At 68.7% G+C, this 18,459-nt stretch carries 12 protein-coding genes; 5 read left to right on the forward strand and 7 right to left on the reverse strand.

Features of this window, described 5'->3' with window-relative positions; translation table 11 throughout:
* Nucleotides 1–13 precede the first annotated feature (13 nt).
* The 4 genes from ACFYWG_RS01395 to ACFYWG_RS01410 all read right to left on the reverse strand — a co-directional run bounded on the left by ACFYWG_RS01395 (nt 14) and on the right by ACFYWG_RS01410 (nt 4,642).
* Complete coding sequence (locus tag ACFYWG_RS01395; protein WP_389198530.1) at nt 14–1,585, reverse strand: ABC transporter substrate-binding protein; 1,572 nt, start codon at nt 1,583–1,585, stop codon at nt 14–16.
* A gap of 63 nt (nt 1,586–1,648) precedes the next feature.
* On the reverse strand, nt 1,649–2,521 hold the full coding sequence (locus tag ACFYWG_RS01400; RefSeq protein ID WP_376330210.1) for an ABC transporter permease: 873 nt from the start codon (nt 2,519–2,521) through the stop codon (nt 1,649–1,651).
* A 10-nt stretch (nt 2,522–2,531) separates the two neighbouring features.
* Nucleotides 2,532–3,473, reverse strand: coding sequence for an ABC transporter permease (locus ACFYWG_RS01405; RefSeq protein ID WP_383507890.1), 942 nt, complete (start codon nt 3,471–3,473; stop codon nt 2,532–2,534).
* The gene (locus tag ACFYWG_RS01410; RefSeq protein ID WP_389198533.1) at nt 3,470–4,642 is read right to left on the reverse strand and encodes a hypothetical protein; all 1,173 of its coding nucleotides are present in this window, start codon (nt 4,640–4,642) and stop codon (nt 3,470–3,472) included. The genes ACFYWG_RS01405 and ACFYWG_RS01410 overlap by 4 nt, the downstream gene beginning before the upstream one ends.
* A 392-nt stretch (nt 4,643–5,034) precedes the next feature.
* Between ACFYWG_RS01410 and ACFYWG_RS01415 the strand changes: the two genes are divergently transcribed.
* Entirely contained in the window at nt 5,035–6,516 is a 1,482-nt protein-coding gene (locus ACFYWG_RS01415) for an aldehyde dehydrogenase (NADP(+)) (RefSeq protein ID WP_389198535.1), read from the forward strand.
* A gap of 56 nt (nt 6,517–6,572) precedes the next feature.
* Here the strand turns inward: ACFYWG_RS01415 and ACFYWG_RS01420 are convergent, their stop codons facing one another.
* On the reverse strand, nt 6,573–8,483 hold the full coding sequence (locus ACFYWG_RS01420) for a hypothetical protein (RefSeq protein ID WP_389198537.1): 1,911 nt from the start codon (nt 8,481–8,483) through the stop codon (nt 6,573–6,575).
* 695 nt (nt 8,484–9,178) lie between these two features.
* On the opposite strand from ACFYWG_RS01420, the gene ACFYWG_RS01425 reads away from it, so the two are divergent.
* On the forward strand, nt 9,179–10,786 hold the full coding sequence (locus tag ACFYWG_RS01425) for a right-handed parallel beta-helix repeat-containing protein (protein WP_389198539.1): 1,608 nt from the start codon (nt 9,179–9,181) through the stop codon (nt 10,784–10,786).
* A gap of 141 nt (nt 10,787–10,927) precedes the next feature.
* Here ACFYWG_RS01425 and ACFYWG_RS01430 read toward each other — a convergent pair whose 3' ends face one another.
* Nucleotides 10,928–11,188: a hypothetical protein gene (locus tag ACFYWG_RS01430; protein WP_383511934.1), complete on the reverse strand. Its 261-nt coding sequence runs from the start codon at nt 11,186–11,188 to the stop codon at nt 10,928–10,930.
* Between the two features lie 364 nt (nt 11,189–11,552).
* On the opposite strand from ACFYWG_RS01430, the gene ACFYWG_RS01435 reads away from it, so the two are divergent.
* Complete coding sequence (locus ACFYWG_RS01435) at nt 11,553–12,251, forward strand: response regulator transcription factor (RefSeq protein ID WP_389198541.1); 699 nt, start codon at nt 11,553–11,555, stop codon at nt 12,249–12,251.
* Nucleotides 12,248–13,717 (forward strand): ATP-binding protein, encoded by a 1,470-nt coding sequence (locus ACFYWG_RS01440; protein WP_389198543.1) that lies wholly within the window; start codon nt 12,248–12,250, stop codon nt 13,715–13,717. Before ACFYWG_RS01435 ends, ACFYWG_RS01440 begins: the two co-directional genes overlap by 4 nt.
* A 281-nt stretch (nt 13,718–13,998) precedes the next feature.
* Here ACFYWG_RS01440 and ACFYWG_RS01445 read toward each other — a convergent pair whose 3' ends face one another.
* Nucleotides 13,999–15,567: a CAP domain-containing protein gene (locus tag ACFYWG_RS01445; protein ID WP_389198545.1), complete on the reverse strand. Its 1,569-nt coding sequence runs from the start codon at nt 15,565–15,567 to the stop codon at nt 13,999–14,001.
* Nucleotides 15,568–16,252: 685 nt separating this feature from the next.
* On the opposite strand from ACFYWG_RS01445, the gene ACFYWG_RS01450 reads away from it, so the two are divergent.
* Entirely contained in the window at nt 16,253–17,842 is a 1,590-nt protein-coding gene (locus ACFYWG_RS01450) for a DUF1565 domain-containing protein (RefSeq protein ID WP_389198547.1), read from the forward strand.
* Nucleotides 17,843–18,459: the final 617 nt, after the last annotated feature.

An 18,459-nucleotide genomic window follows, 5' to 3' on the forward strand; every position in this document is an offset into this window, starting at 1 on the left:
GTATGGGTGTCCCTCAGGAACTCAGGTGAGCGTTGTCGAGCCGCACCTGGCCGTCGACGTCGAGTGTGACGCCCTTGAGCTTGGTGCTGCGGATGAGGGGCGACTTGGGCTGGTGCAGGAAGACCCAGTAGTTCTGGTCGAGCAGGCGCCGCTGGACGTCGGCGTAGGCCTGCTTGCGCACGGCCTGGTCGTCGGTGTTGAGCGCCTTCTCGAGCAGGCCGTCGAGCTTCGTGTCCTTCAGACCGGACCAGTTGTTGGCACCGTCGCTGGAGAAGTACGGGTTGAAGGAGAGGGACGGATCCAGGCGCGGGATGTCGATGACCAGCATGCCTGCGTCGAAGTCCTGGTTGAGCAGGCGCTCCAGCATGGTCTGCAGTTCCAGCACTTCGACCTTCACGGTGAAACCGGCCTGCTTGAGTTGGTTCTGGAGCAGTTCCGCGATGGTGGGGTCGGGGGCCCTGCGCCGGGCCAGGATGGTGATGGTCGTGCCCTTTCCTCCCCGGGCCTCGGTCAGCGCCTTGCGCGCCGCCTTCGGGTCGTACGGGAGAGGGGCGAGGGAGCCGTCGTAGAACCAGTCGGACTTGGTGGCGAACGACGGTGCGACGTCGAACTCGTTGCCGGCCGCCGCCTTGCCCACGGCCTCGCGGTTGACGGCCTGGGCGAACGCGGCACGGACCGCGGGGTCGTCGAACGGCGGACGCGTCACGTTGAGCGCGACGTAGTAGGCCCGCCTGACGCCCTCGTCCTTGATGGAGACGGCGCTGTCGGACTCCAGCTGCTTGAACTCCTCCGGCGGCAGGGCGCGTACGAGCTGCACGCCGCCCGTGGCCAGTTCCGTCCTCAGCACCTTGGCCTCGGTGACGAACCTGTAGATCACCTTGTCGAGCTTGGGCAGGGCGCTGCCGTCCGAGGCCTTGGCCCAGTACGTCTTGTTGCGCTCCGCGATGAGCTGGACCTTGGAACGCCACGTCTCGAAGGTGAACGCCCCGGTCCCCACGGGCTTGCGGCCGTAGCCGGCGCCGCCCTTCTTCACGGCCGTCGGGGACGCCATCATGCCCGCCTCGTGGGCCAGGTTGATCAGCAGCAGCGGGTCCTGGTCCTTCAAGGTGATCTGCACGGTGGCGGCGTCGACCGCCTTCACGTCGGAGATCTTGGACAGGGCGGCCGCCTTGGTCGACTTCGTCGCCGGGTCCATCACCCGTCGCAGGTTGAAGACCACCGCTTCGGCGTCGAAGGCCGTTCCGTCGTGGAACTTGACGCCCTTGCGGAGCTTGAAGGTGATGGTCCGGCCGCTCTCCTTCCAGCTCTCGGCGAGAGCGGGTTCGAACGAGCCGTCGCGCTGCTGGCGCAGGAGTGTGTCGTAGAAGAGGTTGAGCACGTTGCGGTCGGAGGAGATCGCCGCGCTCAGCGCGGGGTCGAGGGTGAGCGGTTCGTTGTCGAATCCCACCGTCAGAGTGCCTCCGGACGAGCCGCTTCCCGAGCCGCCCGACGAGCCGCTGCAGGCGGCGACGGCCGTGAGGGACATCGTGGCGGCGGCGCCGGCCAGGACCGAGCGGCGTGACAGTGGATTGACCGGTAGTTGCATGACGTTCCTTTGCGCGGGGTCGGGCGGGATGCCGTGAGGGTCGGATGAGGTGGCGGCGGCGGCTCAGCGCGGTGCGGACAGTTCGGGCCGGTGAGCGTCCAGCGCGTCTCGCACGGCGTCCGCGAGCAGGTTGAACGCCGCGACGGTGATGAGGATGGCCAGGCCCGGGAAGACGCTCAGGGCCCAGGTGGAGTTCAGGTGATCGGTACCGGAGGCCACCATCGCTCCCCAGCTGGGCTGGGGCGGCTGCACGCTGAGGCCGAGGAAGCTCAGGGCCGCTTCCGCCATGATCGCGGTGGACACCTGCAGGGCGGCGAAGACGAGCAGGGTGCCGGCCAGGTGCGGCAGCAGGTGCCGACGCATGATCTGGCGCTCGGGGACACCGACGATGCGGGCCGCGGCGACCCATTCCCTCGTCCTGAGCGAGAGCACTTCACCGCGGACCACCCGGGCGAAGCGTGGGGTGGTCACGATGGCGATGGCGATCAGCGCGTTGACCAGGCCGGGCCCGATGGCGGCCACGACGGTGAGGGCGAGGACGAGCAGGGGGAAGGCGATGAGCCCGTCGGCGGTGCGCATGACCAGGGCGTCGACCCAGCCGCCGCGGTAGCCGGCCACCAGGCCGAGTACGGTTCCCAGGATCAGCGCGGCGATCACGGTGACCGAGGCGACCTGGAGCGTCACAGCGGCCCCCGACCACACCCGGGCCAGGACATCGCGTCCCAGCTCGTCGGTACCGAGGAAGTGCCGGGTGCTGGGGCCCGCCAGCAGTTCGTCGGTGTCGGTATCGCTGACCCAGTCGCCGAGGAACGGTTTCGTGGCCGTCGCGAGAACGAGCAGCAGCAGCACGGGCAGTGCCATGAGCGCGCGACGGTCGCGTCGCAGGCGGTTGAGCACGGGATGGCGCGGGGCGGTGTCCACAGTGGCGGTCGTCATGGCTCTCCTCTCAGTACGTGATGCGCGGGTCGAGCCACGCGTAGACGATGTCGGCGAGCAGGTTCACCAGCAGGACGAAGACCACGACCATCAACACGGCTCCCTGCACGACGGGCAGGTCGCGGTCGAAGATGCTGTCGACGATCAGCGTGCCCATGCCGGGCACGGTGAAGACGGTCTCCGTCACCACCGTGGCGCTCATCAGCGCTCCGACCTGCAGGGCGAGGACCGTGACCACCGGAACGACGGCGTTGCGCAGGGCGTACACGAGCACGATGCGGCGCCGGGAGAGGCCGGTGGCTTCCGCGGTGCGGATGTAGTCCTCGCTGAAGGTCGCCAGGAGCGCGGCCCGGGTCTGGCGCATGGTCACCGCGACCATCGTCGAGCCGATGGTCACGGCGGGGAGCACGATGTGCTCCAGGTTCGCGATCGGGTCCTCGGTGAACGGCACGTACCCGGAGGGCGGAAGGAGCCTGAGCCACAGCCCGAACACCAGGATGAGCAGGGCAGCGACATAGAAGTGCGGAGCCGACAGGGCCACGACACTGAGGGAGTTCAGCGCGGCGTCCGTCTTGGTGCGTCGCCGTACCGCTGCGAGGACGCCGGCCGGGATACCGATGAAGACCGCCATCAGCAGCGCGATGATCCCCAGCTCCACGGTCGCCGCGAGGCGCTCGCCGATCATGCCGCCGACGGGCTCGGTGGTCAGCCATGACGTTCCCAGGTCACCGGTGACGATGCCGGTGATCCAGTCGGCGAACTGCTGGGTGACGGGTGTGTCGAGACCGAGTTCCGCGCGCAGGGCGGCACGGTCCTCGGCGGTCGCCTCCTGGCCCAGGATCTCCGTGGTGGGATCCCCGGGCATCAGACGCAACAGGAGGAACAGCACCAGCGAGACGACGATCACCACTGGCAGCAGTTGCAGGAGCCTGCGCAGGAGGTAGCCGGTCATTGCGCGGCCTCCGTTCCGTGGAAGTAGGGCGCCTCGTCCTGTTCGTCTGTCCGGGGCAGTCGGCTCAGCCAGGACAGCCGTTCGGAGGGCGCGAGATCGTATGCGTAGAAGGCCACAGCGGCACAGCCCCTGGCCGCTCGGGCCACCTGCGCCAGCTGGGCCTCGGTGGCGGTGTGGGCGGCCGACAGGCTCCACCCCGCCGTGACGCGGGCTCCTGTCCGGGCGGCCGCGGCCAGGTCGGACTCCAGGCCTTCCAGCGAGCCCGCGAGGTTGGTGACGGTCAGGCCGCCGGCCGCCCGGGCGAGGGCGTGGAGGTCACCGGAGGACTTGCCGTCACAGGCGTAGGGGTCACAGGTGGCACGGACGGACACCGGAAGGTGCGGCGCCGCATCGGCCGCTGCCTCGACGAGGTCGCTCGTCACCGCGGAACGGGTCCGCAGGATGAGAGTGAGGAGTTCGCTGCCGAAGACGCCCCGTGCGTCGTCTGCCAGGTGCTCGGCCGGGGGCTTCGCCGAACGGAACTGCTCCCGCAGCGCGTTGCGTGCCTTGTCGCGAAGCTCGTCCACGTCCGCACCGGCGTCGCGGTAGCGCCTTGCGCAGGCCTCACACACGCACAGTGACAGGAGCCAGCGGTCGACCGGGCGCAGTGCCACGCCGAACTTGTCGTGCGCGCTCTGGTGAGCCCACCCCAGGTAGCCGAAGGCCTCCAGTTCGAGCCCGCTGACTCCCTGCTGTGCCGCGGCGTCCGCGACCAGGTGACGTGCGTAGCGCACGACGTCCGGCTGTGCGGGGCACAGGGCGTGCTCGTAGCGATGCCCGAAGACATTGAGAAGGGCGAGGTCGGGCCTGTGGCGCACGAGCGGTGACTGATGCAGTCCGACCAGCCACGCCGTGACGCCCAGCCCCGCGGCGGTCAGCGCCGCGCAGGCGCTGGTCGCCAGGTCCCCCTGCGAGGGGAGAACCAGGCCGGGTGCCGCTTCGGCCTGCCCGCCGGCCGGTGAGGCGAACCAGCGGCCGGCACCGAAGTCGGCGACGTTTCCCGGTTCGCTGGTGCTCAGCAGCCACCTTCCCCCGTGATAGGCGTAGGCCAGACGTACGCCGTCGACACCGCAGGCCGCGAGCGTCTCGGCCTGCTCCGGCGCCTTGTCACGCAGGGACAGAGGGTGCATGAAGAGCTCAACACGCATCTGCCGGCCCTCTCGTCTCCCACAGGGCTCTGCACAAAGTCTGCTTCCCTTTCTCCACATGTGCTCGGCGCTACGCCCTGACGGCGAACGATCCGCCGAGAGGGCGAAGGGTCACGTCGGAACCGGGGCAAGACCCGTCACTCACCCAGGGACCGACGTGACCGTTGGCCAGCAGCCGGTCGTGCGACCGGCCGTCCCCGCCGGTTCGCGCGCCGTATACACGGCGTCGGCGATCGGCCCTCTGCGGCCCGTTCGCGCCGGCTCCCGCTCCTGGCATGCCGACATCGTGGTATACCAGCATGCCAAGCGCAAGACCCCGGAACGCAGTTCTTCGGACACCTGACGGAAACACCCACCCCGTAGCGGAGGTCTCGATGTCATCCTCTTCCCCCCAGCAAGAACCAGCGCCTGCCGTCCGGGCAGCGGCGGACGCAGCGGAGCGAGCGGCGGCCGCCACCGGCCTCCTCGCCGACCTTCCCTTGCGGGAGCGCGCAGACCTCCTGGGCAGTCTGGCGGACTCGGTGAAGAAGCACGCGCAGGAGCTGGTGAGCGTCGGCAGTCACGAGACAGGTCTGACGCCCGTCCGGCTCGAATCGGAAGTGCGGCGCACGGAGGTGCAGTTGCGCATGTTCGCCGACATCGTCCGGAGCGGCGCGTTCCTCGATGTCATGGTCGACCTACCCGACCCGAAGGTGATCCCGGCCCCCCGCCCCGACCTGAGGCGCATGCTCGTTCCCATAGGACCCGTCGCGGTCTTCTCCGCCTCCAACTTCCCCCTGGCCTTCTCCGTCCTCGGCGGCGACACCGCAAGCGCGCTGGCAGCCGGGTGCCCCGTCGTGGTGAAGGCTCATGAGGGGCATCCGCGGCTTTCCACGCTGACAGCCGAACTGGCGTCAGCCGTTCTCCCCGCGGGCACGCTGTCCCTCGTCCAGGGCCGGGAGGCGGGCCCCGCACTCGTGCGTGACTCACACATTCGCGCCGTCGGCTTCACGGGATCCACCTCGGGCGGCAGGGCCCTGTTCGACATGGCCTGCGCGCGACCGGACCCCATCCCCTTCTACGGCGAGCTCGGATCACTCAACCCCGTGATCGTGACCGCGGCGGCACTGGCCGATCGCGGCGAGAGGGTGGCGCACGACTTCGTCGCCTCGCTCACCTTCAGCCAGGGGCAGCTCTGCACCAAGCCCGGTGTCCTCTTCCTCCCCACCGGCCATGGCCTGGAGGCGCAGCTGGCGGAGGAGGCCGACGCCGTGCCGGCGGCACCGATGCTCGGCCAGTGGATCCATGAGGGATACACCTCCGCTCTTGCGGCCCTCGCCGGTCATCCGCACGTGCGGGTGATCACGGGTCGCTCCGCAACCGCGGACACGGCTCGGCACGACGCGGTGATCCCCACCCTGCTGTCCGTCTCGGCCGAGACGGTGCGCTCGGCGCCGGAACTGCTCCACGAGTGCTTCGGACCGGCCGGGCTGATCGTGGAGTACGAGAGCCGGGAGGACCTGCTCGCCACCCTTCCTCTGGTGCCCGCGAGTCTCACCACGACGGTCCACGGCCGGGAAGGCGCCGACGACGAACTGGCCCGTCTCGTGCTGTCGGCCGTTCCCGCGGGACGTCTGCTGTGGAACAGCTGGCCCACCGGGGTCGCCGTCACCCAGGCCATGCACCACGGAGGCCCGTGGCCGGCCACCACCTCGCCCCTGCACACGAGCGTCGGGGGCACGGCCATCGCCCGGTGGCTGCGACCCGTCGTGTACCAGAACATGCCGGATGCGCTGCTGCCCGCGCCGTTGCGCCGTGACAATCCGCTCCGCGTACCGCGCAGGATCAACGGGGTGATGGAGCAGCCGGCGGCCTAGCGGAGCCCTGGTTCGGCCCCGCCCCCCTCGGGGGACGGGGCCGAGCCGGGCATGGGTCAGAACTTGATGACGGACCGGTCGGCGATGAGCACGGGTGAGTCGTACACCGGGATGTCCTTGAAGGTGTACTTGCCGCCCTGGACGGACCAGTTGGCGGCGGGGATGTCGTGAACGGCACCGGTGCGCACGTCCACGAGCACCGGGTCGTCGAAGTTGCCGTCGGTGAAGGTCAGATCCGTGGCCCTGGTCGTGTTGACCTCGCTGGGCTTGGCCGCTCCCGACCAGACGCCGACGATCTGACGGCCGGCGCCCTGCTTGGCGAACGCCTGCACGGTGAGCGAGGCGTTGGGCGAGGCGCTCCAGCCATAACCGGGGAGCGGTCGCACCGTGCGGTCGAACAGGGACGCCACGTTCTGGACGGCGTAGTACGAGGGCTTGGCGTAGCGGATGGTCTTGTCGGTGTTGGTCTGCAGCAGGCCCTTGCTGTTGATCTTACCGGGGTAGTGCAGGTCGGAGATGCTGAAGACGCTGGTGCTGATGTCGCGCCCGAGGTCGTTGAGCACGCGGCGCAGGACCCACTTGGTCTGGCTGAGTTCCGTCCAGTCCAGGTCGCCCAGGGCACCGAAGCTGCCCGGCCTGCTGGGTGCGCCGTTCTCCCCCTGTCGGAGGACGGCACCGGGCGCGTACTGGGCGATCAGTCCCCGCAACTTCTGCACCTGCCCGTACGTCCAGGCGTCGTCGGGGTTGGCGTTGTACGGGTGGTAGGTGAAGCCGTCCAGCAGGTCGGCCTTGCCCTTCTCGGCCAGCCGCGTCAGGAAATCCTTGGCGTAGGGGACGTCGATGCCTGCTTCCTGGCCGTAGATGACGGCGCTGGGCTGTTCGGCACGGATGAGGGTGGCCGTGCGGATGAAGAAGTCGGTGTAGTCGGCCACCGGGATGCCGGCCAGGTTGGGCTCGTTCCAGATCTCCCACTCGGTGACGCCGCGGTTCTTGTACCGCTTCACCATGGCGGTCACCCATGCGTCCCACGCGTCCAGGGCCTCGGCGGAGCTGGGCAGCTGCCCACCGAGACCGGAGCCGCCTCCTCCCGGGTAGGCCGCGTTGCCGTAGGACAGCTGGAGCCAGGGCTTGACCCCCCGGCCCCGGGCGTCGTCGACGATCCGGTCGAGCCAGTCCCAGTTGTAGACGCCCTTGGTCTTCTCCGTCTTCCCCCAACCGCCCTGCAGCCGGGTGGTGGTGGCGCCGAGCCGACCCAGGTAGGGGGCGAACGCCCGGTAGTTCGTGTAGTCCCGGTCGAGGGTCTCGGCACCGATGATCAGATCCGACGTGCCGACCTGCTGGGCGGTGCGGGGGGCGACCGAACCGAGGTAGGGCCAGTTGCCCGTGTTGTTCTCCACGGTGGTACGCACGTCGTCCACCCATGCCGTGCCCGTGTGGGCCTTGGAGACGCCGGCTTCGATACGTCCGAGCGCGGTGCCGGACGTCCGGAACGCCAGACCGTCGGCCTTGCGCTCACCGTCGATGTAGATGTCGGCGGTCGCCGTGGACGGGCGGGCCACCACCCTGATGTCGTACCAGCGGTCGGCCGTGTAGGCGCCGAGGTACACCCGTCGGGTGCCGTCGTAGGTGTACAGACGCCCGTCCGCGCTCATCGCGACGGTGACGCTGTGCCCGGCGTTGCCGTCCAGGTGCACACCGATCGTCGCCGAGGTCTGCGCGGCGCGGAGCCGGAAGCCCGCGACGACCGTCGACGACGTGCTGCCGAAGGCCGTGCCCGCGAGCACGGACGCGGTCGTGGAGGTGTCCCGCAGGCGCAGGCTCCGGTCGACGGTCCCGGGCACCTGCTGCACGGTGGCGTCACCGCCACCACCGGAAACGGACCAGCTGGAGGGCGTGCTGCCGAGGGCGGCGGTGTCGAAGTCACCGCTGACGTCGGCGCTGGCCGGCGCGGCTGCGATGACGGACACGAGGCCACCGAGAAGCGTGCCGGCTGTCAGCAGTGCTAGTGGTCTGGTGGTCAGAGTGCGTGAGGGGTTGACCATGGTTCGTGCATTCTCCCTAGATGGACGGTTCAGCCCGGTAACCGGCTCACGGTAGGTCCGTGCGGTCGCATAGCCGTGCCTGAGACGGGCGTTCACGTGCTGCAGTGCCTTCGCGCATCGAGGACCGAATATGCGCCATCCGATGCGCGGCATGGCGGCATGCTGGTATACCGGCATGCCGACAGGCAACCCCTCGGAGCCATCCTTAAGCGTTTCCGCACAACTGACAGTCCATCAGAACGTTGACACTTGCTCTCAACTTGCATCTGCAGCTGGGATCTGCCAACGTCACACACGTAACTCGCCCCCCACGCAGCGAACTTGGAGGGCGACACCGCGGGTGGACGTCGATCGAAGCATCGGGCCACCGACAATGTGCGAGCCCGGCCCCCCGCCAGGACCCTTGACGGTCAGCAGACGCATTCCTGCCGGCAGGTGCGCACCCTCTCCGGTGCTGCCCCTCGGTCCGAGCACGCAAAGCGGTGTCCCTCCCCCCTCGATCGCTCGTGAGCTCTTGCCCGGAACGACCGGCGCTCGCCGGAGCAGGCGTGGCCGAAGCAGCGTTCCGCGCAAGCGTCCTCGGAGAAAAGGCAGTAATGAAACGCAGCAGCGTATACGCAGTGTCAGCGGTACTCGTCGGTTCGGCGATACCTCTGGGTCTGGCCGGTTCGCAGACGGCGCAGGCCGCTTCCCGCACGTATTACGTCAGCCCCAGCGGCTCCGACAGCAATCCGGGAACCTCGCAGGCCAAGCCGTTCCGCACGCTCCAGAAGGCCGCCGACAGCACCGCGCCCGGAGACACCGTCTCCATCATGAACGGCACCTACCGCGAGCAGTCCGGACGCGCGGACGTGATGGTGATCTCCCGCTCCGGCACGGCCGCAGCACCCATCACCTTCCGGGCCCACCCCGGGCACCGGCCGGTCATCAACCCCGTCAGCGGGTGGAACGGCATCCGCGTCAACGGCGCCTCCCACATCGCCGTGCGCGGACTGGAGATCAAGGGCAACAGCGCCGACATCTCCCTCGCCCAGGCCGAACGGGGCGCCAGCACCACCAAGCCCACCTTCAACACCAACTGCCTGTCGGTGGAGAAGAACAAGTCGACCGGCGCCCTCGCGCACCACATCGACATCGTCGGCAACACCGTCCATCACTGCCCCGGCGGTGGCATCGCCGCCGGTGACGCCGACTACGTCACCATCGACGGCAACCACGTCTACTCCAACGCCTGGTACTCCGTCTTCGCCAACAGCGGCATCTCGATCCTGGCCGCGCGCGACGTCGACGGCGGCAACCCCGGCAAGTACAAGATCCGGATCACCGACAACACCGTCCACGACAACGAGTCGAAGGTGAAGTGGGAGCAGTGCAACTGCTACTCCGACGGTAACGGCATCATCATCGACACCCTCAAGGACAAGGCGAAGTCCGGCGCGTCCGGCCCCGACTACCAGGGACGGGTCCTGGTCGCCAACAACGTGTCCTACAACAACGGCGGCTCCGGAATCCACTCCTTCAAGAGCCAGCACGTCGACATCCTCCACAACACGGCCTACCAGAACGGCCGCAGCACCCGCATGGAGAGCTACGCCAACGTCTACGCGCACAACAGCACGGACGTGAAGATCCTCAACAACGTCGCCTACGGCCGTCCCGGCCAGTCCACCAACTCCAAGCACAAGAACACCGACGTCACGTACGACTACAACGTCTACTACGGCGGCAAGGCCCCCGAGGTGAAGGGCCCGCACGACATCGTCGCCGACCCCAAGATCGTCAGACCCGGCGACGAAGCCGCCTTCCAGCTGCGCAAGGGCTCTCCCGCCATCGGCTCCGCCAAGCCGCTCGACCAGGTCACCACCGACATCACCGGCGCCCGTCGCGCCGCCGACGCCCCCGACCGCGGAGCCTTCGCCTTCACCACCGACGGCAAGGCCCCCAGCACCGAGGACACCGCCACCACGCCCGCAGCCGGCGCCGCAGCGGAGACCAAGGACGACGGGTCCCCCGCCACCGGGACCGACACCGGCAGCGGAGGTACCGGCGAGCAGAACGCCGACCCCGCCGAGACGGACCGGAGCACCGGGAGCGAAGCCCGCTCCGACGGTGACAGCGGCCCGCTGGCCGCGACCGGAGCCGGCGTGGGAGTGCCCCTCGGCATCGGCGCCGCGGCACTGCTGCTCGGCGGAGGCATCATCTTCCTGATCCGCCGCAAGCGCACCTGACCCTCTCGTTCCCACCACGACCCCCGCTGCCCGGGCGCCCCTCGCCCGGGCAGCGGGCCTCCCCCGGGCCGGCGAGTGCCTCCTCCTCAGCACTCGCCGGCCCTTCCGGGCTTTCCGGGAAGCCGACTTCCGCCCTGCCGCTCAGCCGACGACCTGACGCACGCTGGTGCGGTTGCCCTCCGCGTAGGCGTCGACCACGGCGCGAGCACCCGGTTTGGCCAGGGTGACGGAGAGGCGATCGGGCCCACGGTCCACGGAGACGGCGAACCCGCTGGTCGGTACGGCCGACACCAAGCACACTCGGCCGTCCTCGAAGGCGACGACGACCTGGCCGCCTATCGTACGAATCGTGCGGACGAGGCCCGTTGACTTGTCGCAGTCCCGCTCGATCCTCGTGGCCACCGGTCGTGGAGACGCTACTGCGGTCGGCTCGGCGACCGCATCGCCCCTGTCGGCGCTGGAGGAACCCTCCGTGCTCGGTGCGCTGCTCGTGGCACGGGGAGTCGGAGGTACCGGGGCAGCCGATGTGGGTTGCGCAGACGCCCCGCCCGTGTCGGGTACCTCACGTGCGACAGGCGGCACCGGTCGTGTGGACCCGTCCACGAGACTGACAGTGACTGCGACTGCCGTGACACTTGTCGCCGTGCAAGCGCCCCACAACAATACGTTGCGCAGGATGCGGTTCATCAACCCATTCTGCCCGACCGTAGGTAGCACGTCATCAACTGTCCTGCATGACAAGCTGAAACGTACTAGCGTCTCTCACGTGGCCTCGATACTTCTCGTAGAAGACGACTCCGTCATACGTACGACGCTCACGGGAGTCCTCGCCGAACACGGACATGTGGTGCGAAGCACCTCACTGGGATTCCAGGCTCTGCGCGAAGTGACACAGTACGCACCGGATGCGGTCGTGCTGGACCTGGGTCTGCCTGACCTGGACGGTGTCGACGTTCTTCGCATGCTTCGCGGCATCTCACAGGTCCCCGTCGTGGTGGCCACAGCACGTGACGACGAGGCCGAGATCATCCGCCTGCTGAACACCGGCGCCGACGACTACATCGTCAAACCGTTCTCAGGCGGACAACTCGCCGCCCGCCTGAGCGCGGTACTCCGCCGCTCCCATCCCGCACAGCACCAAAGGGACGATGCTCCCGACACCGGGCAGATACGCGTGGGAGGGTTGCAACTGGACCTGGACGGCCATTCCGCCCATCTGGACGGTCGTGAACTGCGCCTCACCCGCCGCGAGTTCGACCTTCTCACCTATCTCGCCCAGCGCGCCAACAGGGTGTGTTCCCGGCGTCGCATCCTGGCCGATGTGTGGCGCCAGCCCTACGTCGAGGATCAAACGCTCGACGTGCACATCTCCTCGTTGCGCCGCAAGATGGGGGAAAAGGCGTCTCAACCGCGTTACCTCCACACCCTGAGGGGAGTGGGGATCAAGTTGGTGACGCCCACGTGAGACGCGCCCTGGCGGCCGTCGCCCTGGCTGTCACCTCCATGATCGCTCTCTCCTTCTCGATACCTCTAGCCCTTCTCGTACAGTCGGAAGCGCGCTCCCGAGCGATCACTCAGGCGGAGCAGAAGGCCGCCGCCCTGTCCCCGGTCCTCGCCATCACCACCGAACCGGGCGAGGTCGAGCAGGCGGTGGCCAGTCTGGACGGCGACAAGCGCCTGGGGGTCCACTTGCCCTCGGGATCACGCGTCGGTCCTTCCACCGCTCCCCCGTCATCGCTGAAACGCGCCGCTCAGCGGCGGGAGTCCTTCTCCCTGGAGACGGACCAGGGCTGGGTGTACCTGCAACCGGTCGTCCTGCCGGAGAACGAGGTCGCCGTCGTCGAGGCTTTCGTACCCGCGGCGGACCTGAATCGGGGAGTCGAGAAGTCCTGGATCGTCCTCGCCCTGCTGGCCCTGGGACTGGTCACGGGGTCGGTCGCCGTCGCCGACCGACTGGGGACCCGCGTCGTCCGCGCTTCCAAGGATCTGTCCCGGGCGGCGCACGCCTTCCGCAAGGGTGACCTCCGCACGCGCGTGGCACCGGGCGGGCCTCCCGAACTCCTGGAGGCCGGCACCGCTTTCAACGCCATGGCCGATCACGTGGTGGATCTGCTGGCCATGGAGCGAGAACTCGTGGCCGACCTCTCCCACCGCCTTCGCACGCCGCTGACAGCCCTCCATCTCGAGGCCGAGCGTCTGGCCAAGGTACTGCCCGAGTCGGAAGGACGGCGCCTCGAGGGCGCGGTCACCTTCGTCGACTCGGAGCTGAGCTCCATCATCAAGGCGGCACGCGTTCCCCTGGTGGCCGAGGCGGCCTCTCCCGGCGGACAGGGATGCGAAGCGGCGACGATCACTGCCGCGCGCGCTGATTTCTGGTCGATCCTGGCCCATGAGCAGGGCCGCCGGCACACTGTGGAGATCACGGACGAGCCCACCGCCGTGATGATCTCCGAGGACGACTTCGCTGCCGTCGTGGACGCGCTGGTAGGCAACATCTTCAGGCACACACCTCAGGGCACTCCTTTTGCGATCACGGTTCACCGCACTGCTCACAGCGTGGTCCTGACGGTCGACGACGGCGGCGCGGGCATAGAGGATCCGGAATCGGCGCTCACGCGGGGCCTGAGCGGGCAGGGCTCGACCGGGCTCGGACTGGACATCGCACAGCGCGCGGCGACGACGTGTCAGGGCTCCTTGCGCATCGGGCGATCACCACTGGGGGGTGCCCGGGTGAGTGTGGAGATGAGACTGGGCCCCGTGGATCACACCGTGCGGCGGGGAGCGCGGCGGATGCGTCACGGCCACGGGCAGACCTCCTGGACGGGGCAGGTCGTCCAGAGGGCGACCGCGCTTCGTTGGCCCTTCGCCGCGGCGGCCCGGTCAGCCATCGGCTTGCGCCGGTCCCGAGGCCGCAAGGAGCCCGGCGGGTAGGCCCGGGTGACGCACCGACCGGCCGTGCGGCCCTGGTCCGACTCATGAGGACGGCCCCCGTCGGGGCACGGCCATGGTGCGGTCGACGGTGACGACGCCGTAAGGACTGCATGGCCGTGGGCGTCGTGGCTGTGCACCCGGCCGACGACCGACGGGGCCATGGAAGCCAGGCGTCGTGCAGCGAACCGGGACTGCCACCCGCTGCAGAGTGCGGGTGGCAGTCCCGGTTCGGCCTGGCCGCTCCCCGGCCGCCGCCGTATCCGTACAGCTCGGCGCTGCCGTCAGCGCCTCGTGCCGAAGTTCTGCACCCACCAGGGGCCGTTCCCCACCTTGCTCACGCCCACCCCGATGTCCTGGAAGCGGCAGTTGAGGATGTTGGCGCGGTGCCCGGAGCTGCCCATCCACGCACGCATCACCTGCTCGGGGCTCCGCTGGCCCTGGGCGATGTTCTCGCCCAGAGAGGAGCCGGCGTAGCCGGCGGCCTTGACGCGCGACGACATGGTGCTGCCGTCAGGCCCGCGGTGGGACAGTACCCCGCTCCTGCCCATGACCCCGGCGTACTTCTGGGCCGCCGCGGACAGCTGCCCGTTCACCTTCAGCGGCCGGCATCCGCTCCTTGAACGCTCCTGGTTCACCAACTGCACCACGCGCTTGGCTGCGTCCGGCACCTTGGGCTGCGGCTTGGCCGGGCGCTTGGTCTTCTTCGGCGGTACAGGACTTCCCGGCTTCTCGGCGGCCGAGGCGCCCAGCTCGACACTCAGCTTGAAGCGGTCGAGCACCTCGGTGACGGGCTGGAAGAACGTCGTCCCTCCCCGGCGGCAGCTTCCGTTGCCACCCGAGGTCAGGCCGAGTGCCACGCTGCCGGCGAACAGGGCGCCGCCACTGTCGCCCGGTTCCGCGCAGACGTTGGTGCGGATCAGGCCCCGGACCTGGCCCTGGGGGTAGTTGACGGTGGTGTCGAGTGCCGTCACCGTCCCGGCATGCAGTCCTGTCGTACTGCCGCTCCGCTGCACGCGCTGTCCGACGACCGGAAGAGCGGCGCCCTTGATCGCCTGCTTCCGTCCGTTGTGGAGATCGACGGTGCCGGGTGGCACAGAGCGGGAATTCCTGTACTTGATGACCGCGAAATCGTTACCGGGAAAGCTGCTTTCCACAGCTGGGCCGATCGGCCGCCGAGAGGATCCGCCCGCGGCCCAGTCGGCTCCCACTCGGGTGCAATGCCCCGCGGTTATCAGGAAGAATTGCTTGCCCTTCCTCGCATTGAACCCGGCCGAGCAGCGCGCTCCGCCCGAAATGATGGCGTCACCGCCGTCCACAAACGGCTTGAAGACACCGTCTGTCTTCTCCACGCGCGCCGAGTCGCCCCATGCGCCGACCTTTTCGACCAGGTCTTGCCACGTGCGGCCCTTCACGGTCGCGTCTGCCGTGACCACTACCTTGTTGGTGCGCGGGTCGACCGACCATGACGTACCGGGCGTCCGGGTGCGGCGGTCCAGCGACGCCTTCACCTCGGCCAGCTGCCGCATGGTCCGTTTCACCTCACGGACCTTTGCACCGGCCTTGGTGACCAGCTTCTCGTCGCGCTCGTCCACCACGTTCACGACGAGTCGTTTCGCCGCGGAGTCGTAGTAGGAACCTGCCGCGTCAGCGCCGAGCTTCTTCTCGAGCGGGCTCGCGAGTCGACTCGCCTCGTCGGCATTCATCGCAGCCGGGACAGGAGTCGCATCCGCTTCGGGCTGGAGGGCAACGAACGAACCGGCCACCACCGATGCCACGGCCGTGGCTATGACCGCCTTGACTGCCATCGGCTTCCTGCGCGCCCGCCGCCCATGTTGCTTCTTCAGGCTCATCGCTCAGCTTCCCTTTCCGTCTGACGACCACACACCAGTGCGTGCTCCGGGAGAAGTTAGCCCCAGAAGAGTCCGAAAATTGCGCGGTGACGATTGCGCTGAGAGACGCCTAAGATTGCCTTAAGACTGCGCGGCGTACGCATCCGTCCACGCTGAGTCAGATAAGCCTGTCAGAATTGCGATCGGTCCGGGACCGGCGTTATCAGGGGCGTCATGTCGCTGCTCGACCAGTCGCGGGACGGCGTGAGCCACAATCCGGGCAGGGCCGGCCACCATAAGTCCGATCCGGGGCTCCGGGCGCTGCGTGAAGAATGTGCTCAGGAACTCATAAGACTCCGCTAAGAATCGGGTGTCGACGGTGCTCGTGACGTCTTGCGTCCATGGCGGAATTCTGTCAACGTCACTCCCGCAACTCGCCCCCCACGAAGCAAACTTGCGGGCCACGGCATGGCGGCCGGCACTCATAACTCATGTCCCGTGCCCGGGGCCGTGTGGTGCGCGAGGCATGCCCGGGGTGTGGCTGCCGGGCGTGATGTCTCCTCGCTGCGACCGGTTGTGAAGTCTCGTGCGGGACGGAGGGTGGCGCCGTCACGTCGGCCGGTCCGACGGGGCGATGAGGCAGAAGGCCGTCCGCGTAAGGGTCCTCGGAGAAAAGGCAGCAATGAAACGCACCAGCGCATACGCAGTGTCAGCGGTACTCATCGGTTCGGCGATACCCCTGGGTCTGGCCGGTTCGCAGACGGCGCAGGCCGCTGCCCGTACCTACTACGTCAGCCCCGGCGGCTCCGACCGCAACCCGGGAACCTCGCAGGCCAAGCCGTTCCGCACGCTGCAGAGGGCCGCCGACAGCACCGCGCCCGGAGACACCGTGTCCATCATGAACGGCACCTACCGCGAACGACGCGGAGGTGCGGACGTCCTGGTGATCTCCCGTTCCGGCCGGGCCGGAGCACCGATCACCTTCCGGGCCCACCCTGGGCACCGCCCGGTCATCAACCCCGTCGAGGCATGGAACGGCATCCGCATCAACGGCGCCTCCCAGATCGCCGTCCGCGGACTGGAGGTCAAGGGCAACAACGCCAACATCTCCCTTGCCGAAGCCGAACGGGGCGCCAGCACAAGAAGGGGGAAGTACAACGGCAACTGCATCTGGGCCGAGCCGAACAAGTCCTCCGGTGCCAGGCCTCATCACATCGACATCGTCGGCAACACCGTGCATCACTGCCCCGGCTCGGGCATCGCGTCACGTGGCGCGGACTACATGACGATCGACCGCAACCACGTGTATGCGAATTCGTGGTACACGGTCTTCGGCACCAGCGGCATCTCCGTCCTGGCCGCACACGACGTCGACCGGGCCGCCGGCAGGAAGTACAAGTTCCGGATCACCAACAACACCGTCCACGACAACGAGACCAAGGTGAAGTGGGAGCAGTGCGACTGCTACTCCGACGGTAACGGCATCATCATCGACACCCTCAAGGGCAAGGCGAAGGCGGGCGAGCAGGGCCCCGACTATCGGGGACGGGTCCTGGTCGCCAACAACGTGTCCTACGACAACGGCGGCTCCGGCATCCACGCCTTCAAGAGCCAGCACGTCCACATCCTGCACAACACGGCCTATCACAACGGCCGCAGCACCCGCATGAAAGGCTACGGCAACATCTACGCCCACGACAGCAGGGATGTCAGGATCCTGAACAACGTGGCCGCCGGCCGTCCGGGCCAGATGACCAACTCCAAGAGCAAGAACGTCGACGTCGTCTACGACTACAACGTCTACTTCGGCGGCAAGGCTCCCGAGGTGAAGGGACCCCACGACATCGTCGCCGACCCGCGGTTCGTCAAGCCCGGCACCGACGCCGGAGCCGACTTCCGACTCCGCAGGGGCTCCCCCGCCATCGGTTCGGGCAAGCCCCTGCACCAGGTCCGCACCGACATCAGCGGCGCCCGCCGGGCCACCGGCGCACCCGACCGCGGAGCCCACGCCTTCACCACGAGCGGTGCCGCTCCCCGGAAGGGCGAGGCGGGAGCCGGCGCCACGGCGGAGACCAGGAGCGACGAGTCCCAGGCTCCCGCCACGGAGACCACCGAGGGGAACACGAACGCCATGGACGGGTCGAACGCCGACCCGGGGAACGACGCCCGGCCCAACGGTGAGAGCCAGCCGCTGGCCGCGACCGGAGCCGGCGTGGGAGTACCTGTCGGCATCGGCGCCGCTGCGCTGGTACTCGGCGCGGCCATCATGTTCCTGATCCGCCGCAAACGCTCTTGAGGGCCTCCCTCCCGTCCCGTTCCCCGCTGCCCGGGCCCTCGGCCCGGGCAGCGGCCTGCGTCACCCCGGAAGCTCTCGGTGGCGTCGGCCAGGCATCCGACGGCGACGAGCACGTAACGCTGCCGCGCACAGCCGGCGCCACCCACGGCGACGGGCTGCGCCACCGTCTCGGCAGCTGCTGGGCAGCGCGCAAAACGGAGTCGAGGCCGTGCAGAGGGCCGTGCGGCACTGCCTCGATGCGGTCCCGATGGACACCCGGATGCCCGGCATGGACGGGGTGGCCGTCGCGGCGCTTCCTCGCCGGCGGCTGCCGAGGTGCGAGGGGGTGGTCGCGTCGCCGACCACCGGAATTCCCCCCGCTCCCCGAATCGGCGGCAAGGACGCGGTGAAGCATGTAATTCCGGCGCACTCGATCAGCACCTGGCGAAGGTGTTCGCTCCGCCGTCTCATAAGGAAATTCGGCTAACCGCCCACGGCGAGACGCACCGCGATGTCGCCATATCGGCGAGCGCGCGGTACGGGCACCGATTATGCATGCCACCACGCGGACGCAGCCCCGAGGACTCGGCGCTCCGGGCACCTGAGGATTCAGGAAGGTCGAAGGAGCCATCAGGTAG

The sequence above is a fragment of the Streptomyces sp. NPDC003456 genome (assembly GCF_042878735.1).
Classification (GTDB): domain Bacteria; phylum Actinomycetota; class Actinomycetes; order Streptomycetales; family Streptomycetaceae; genus Streptomyces.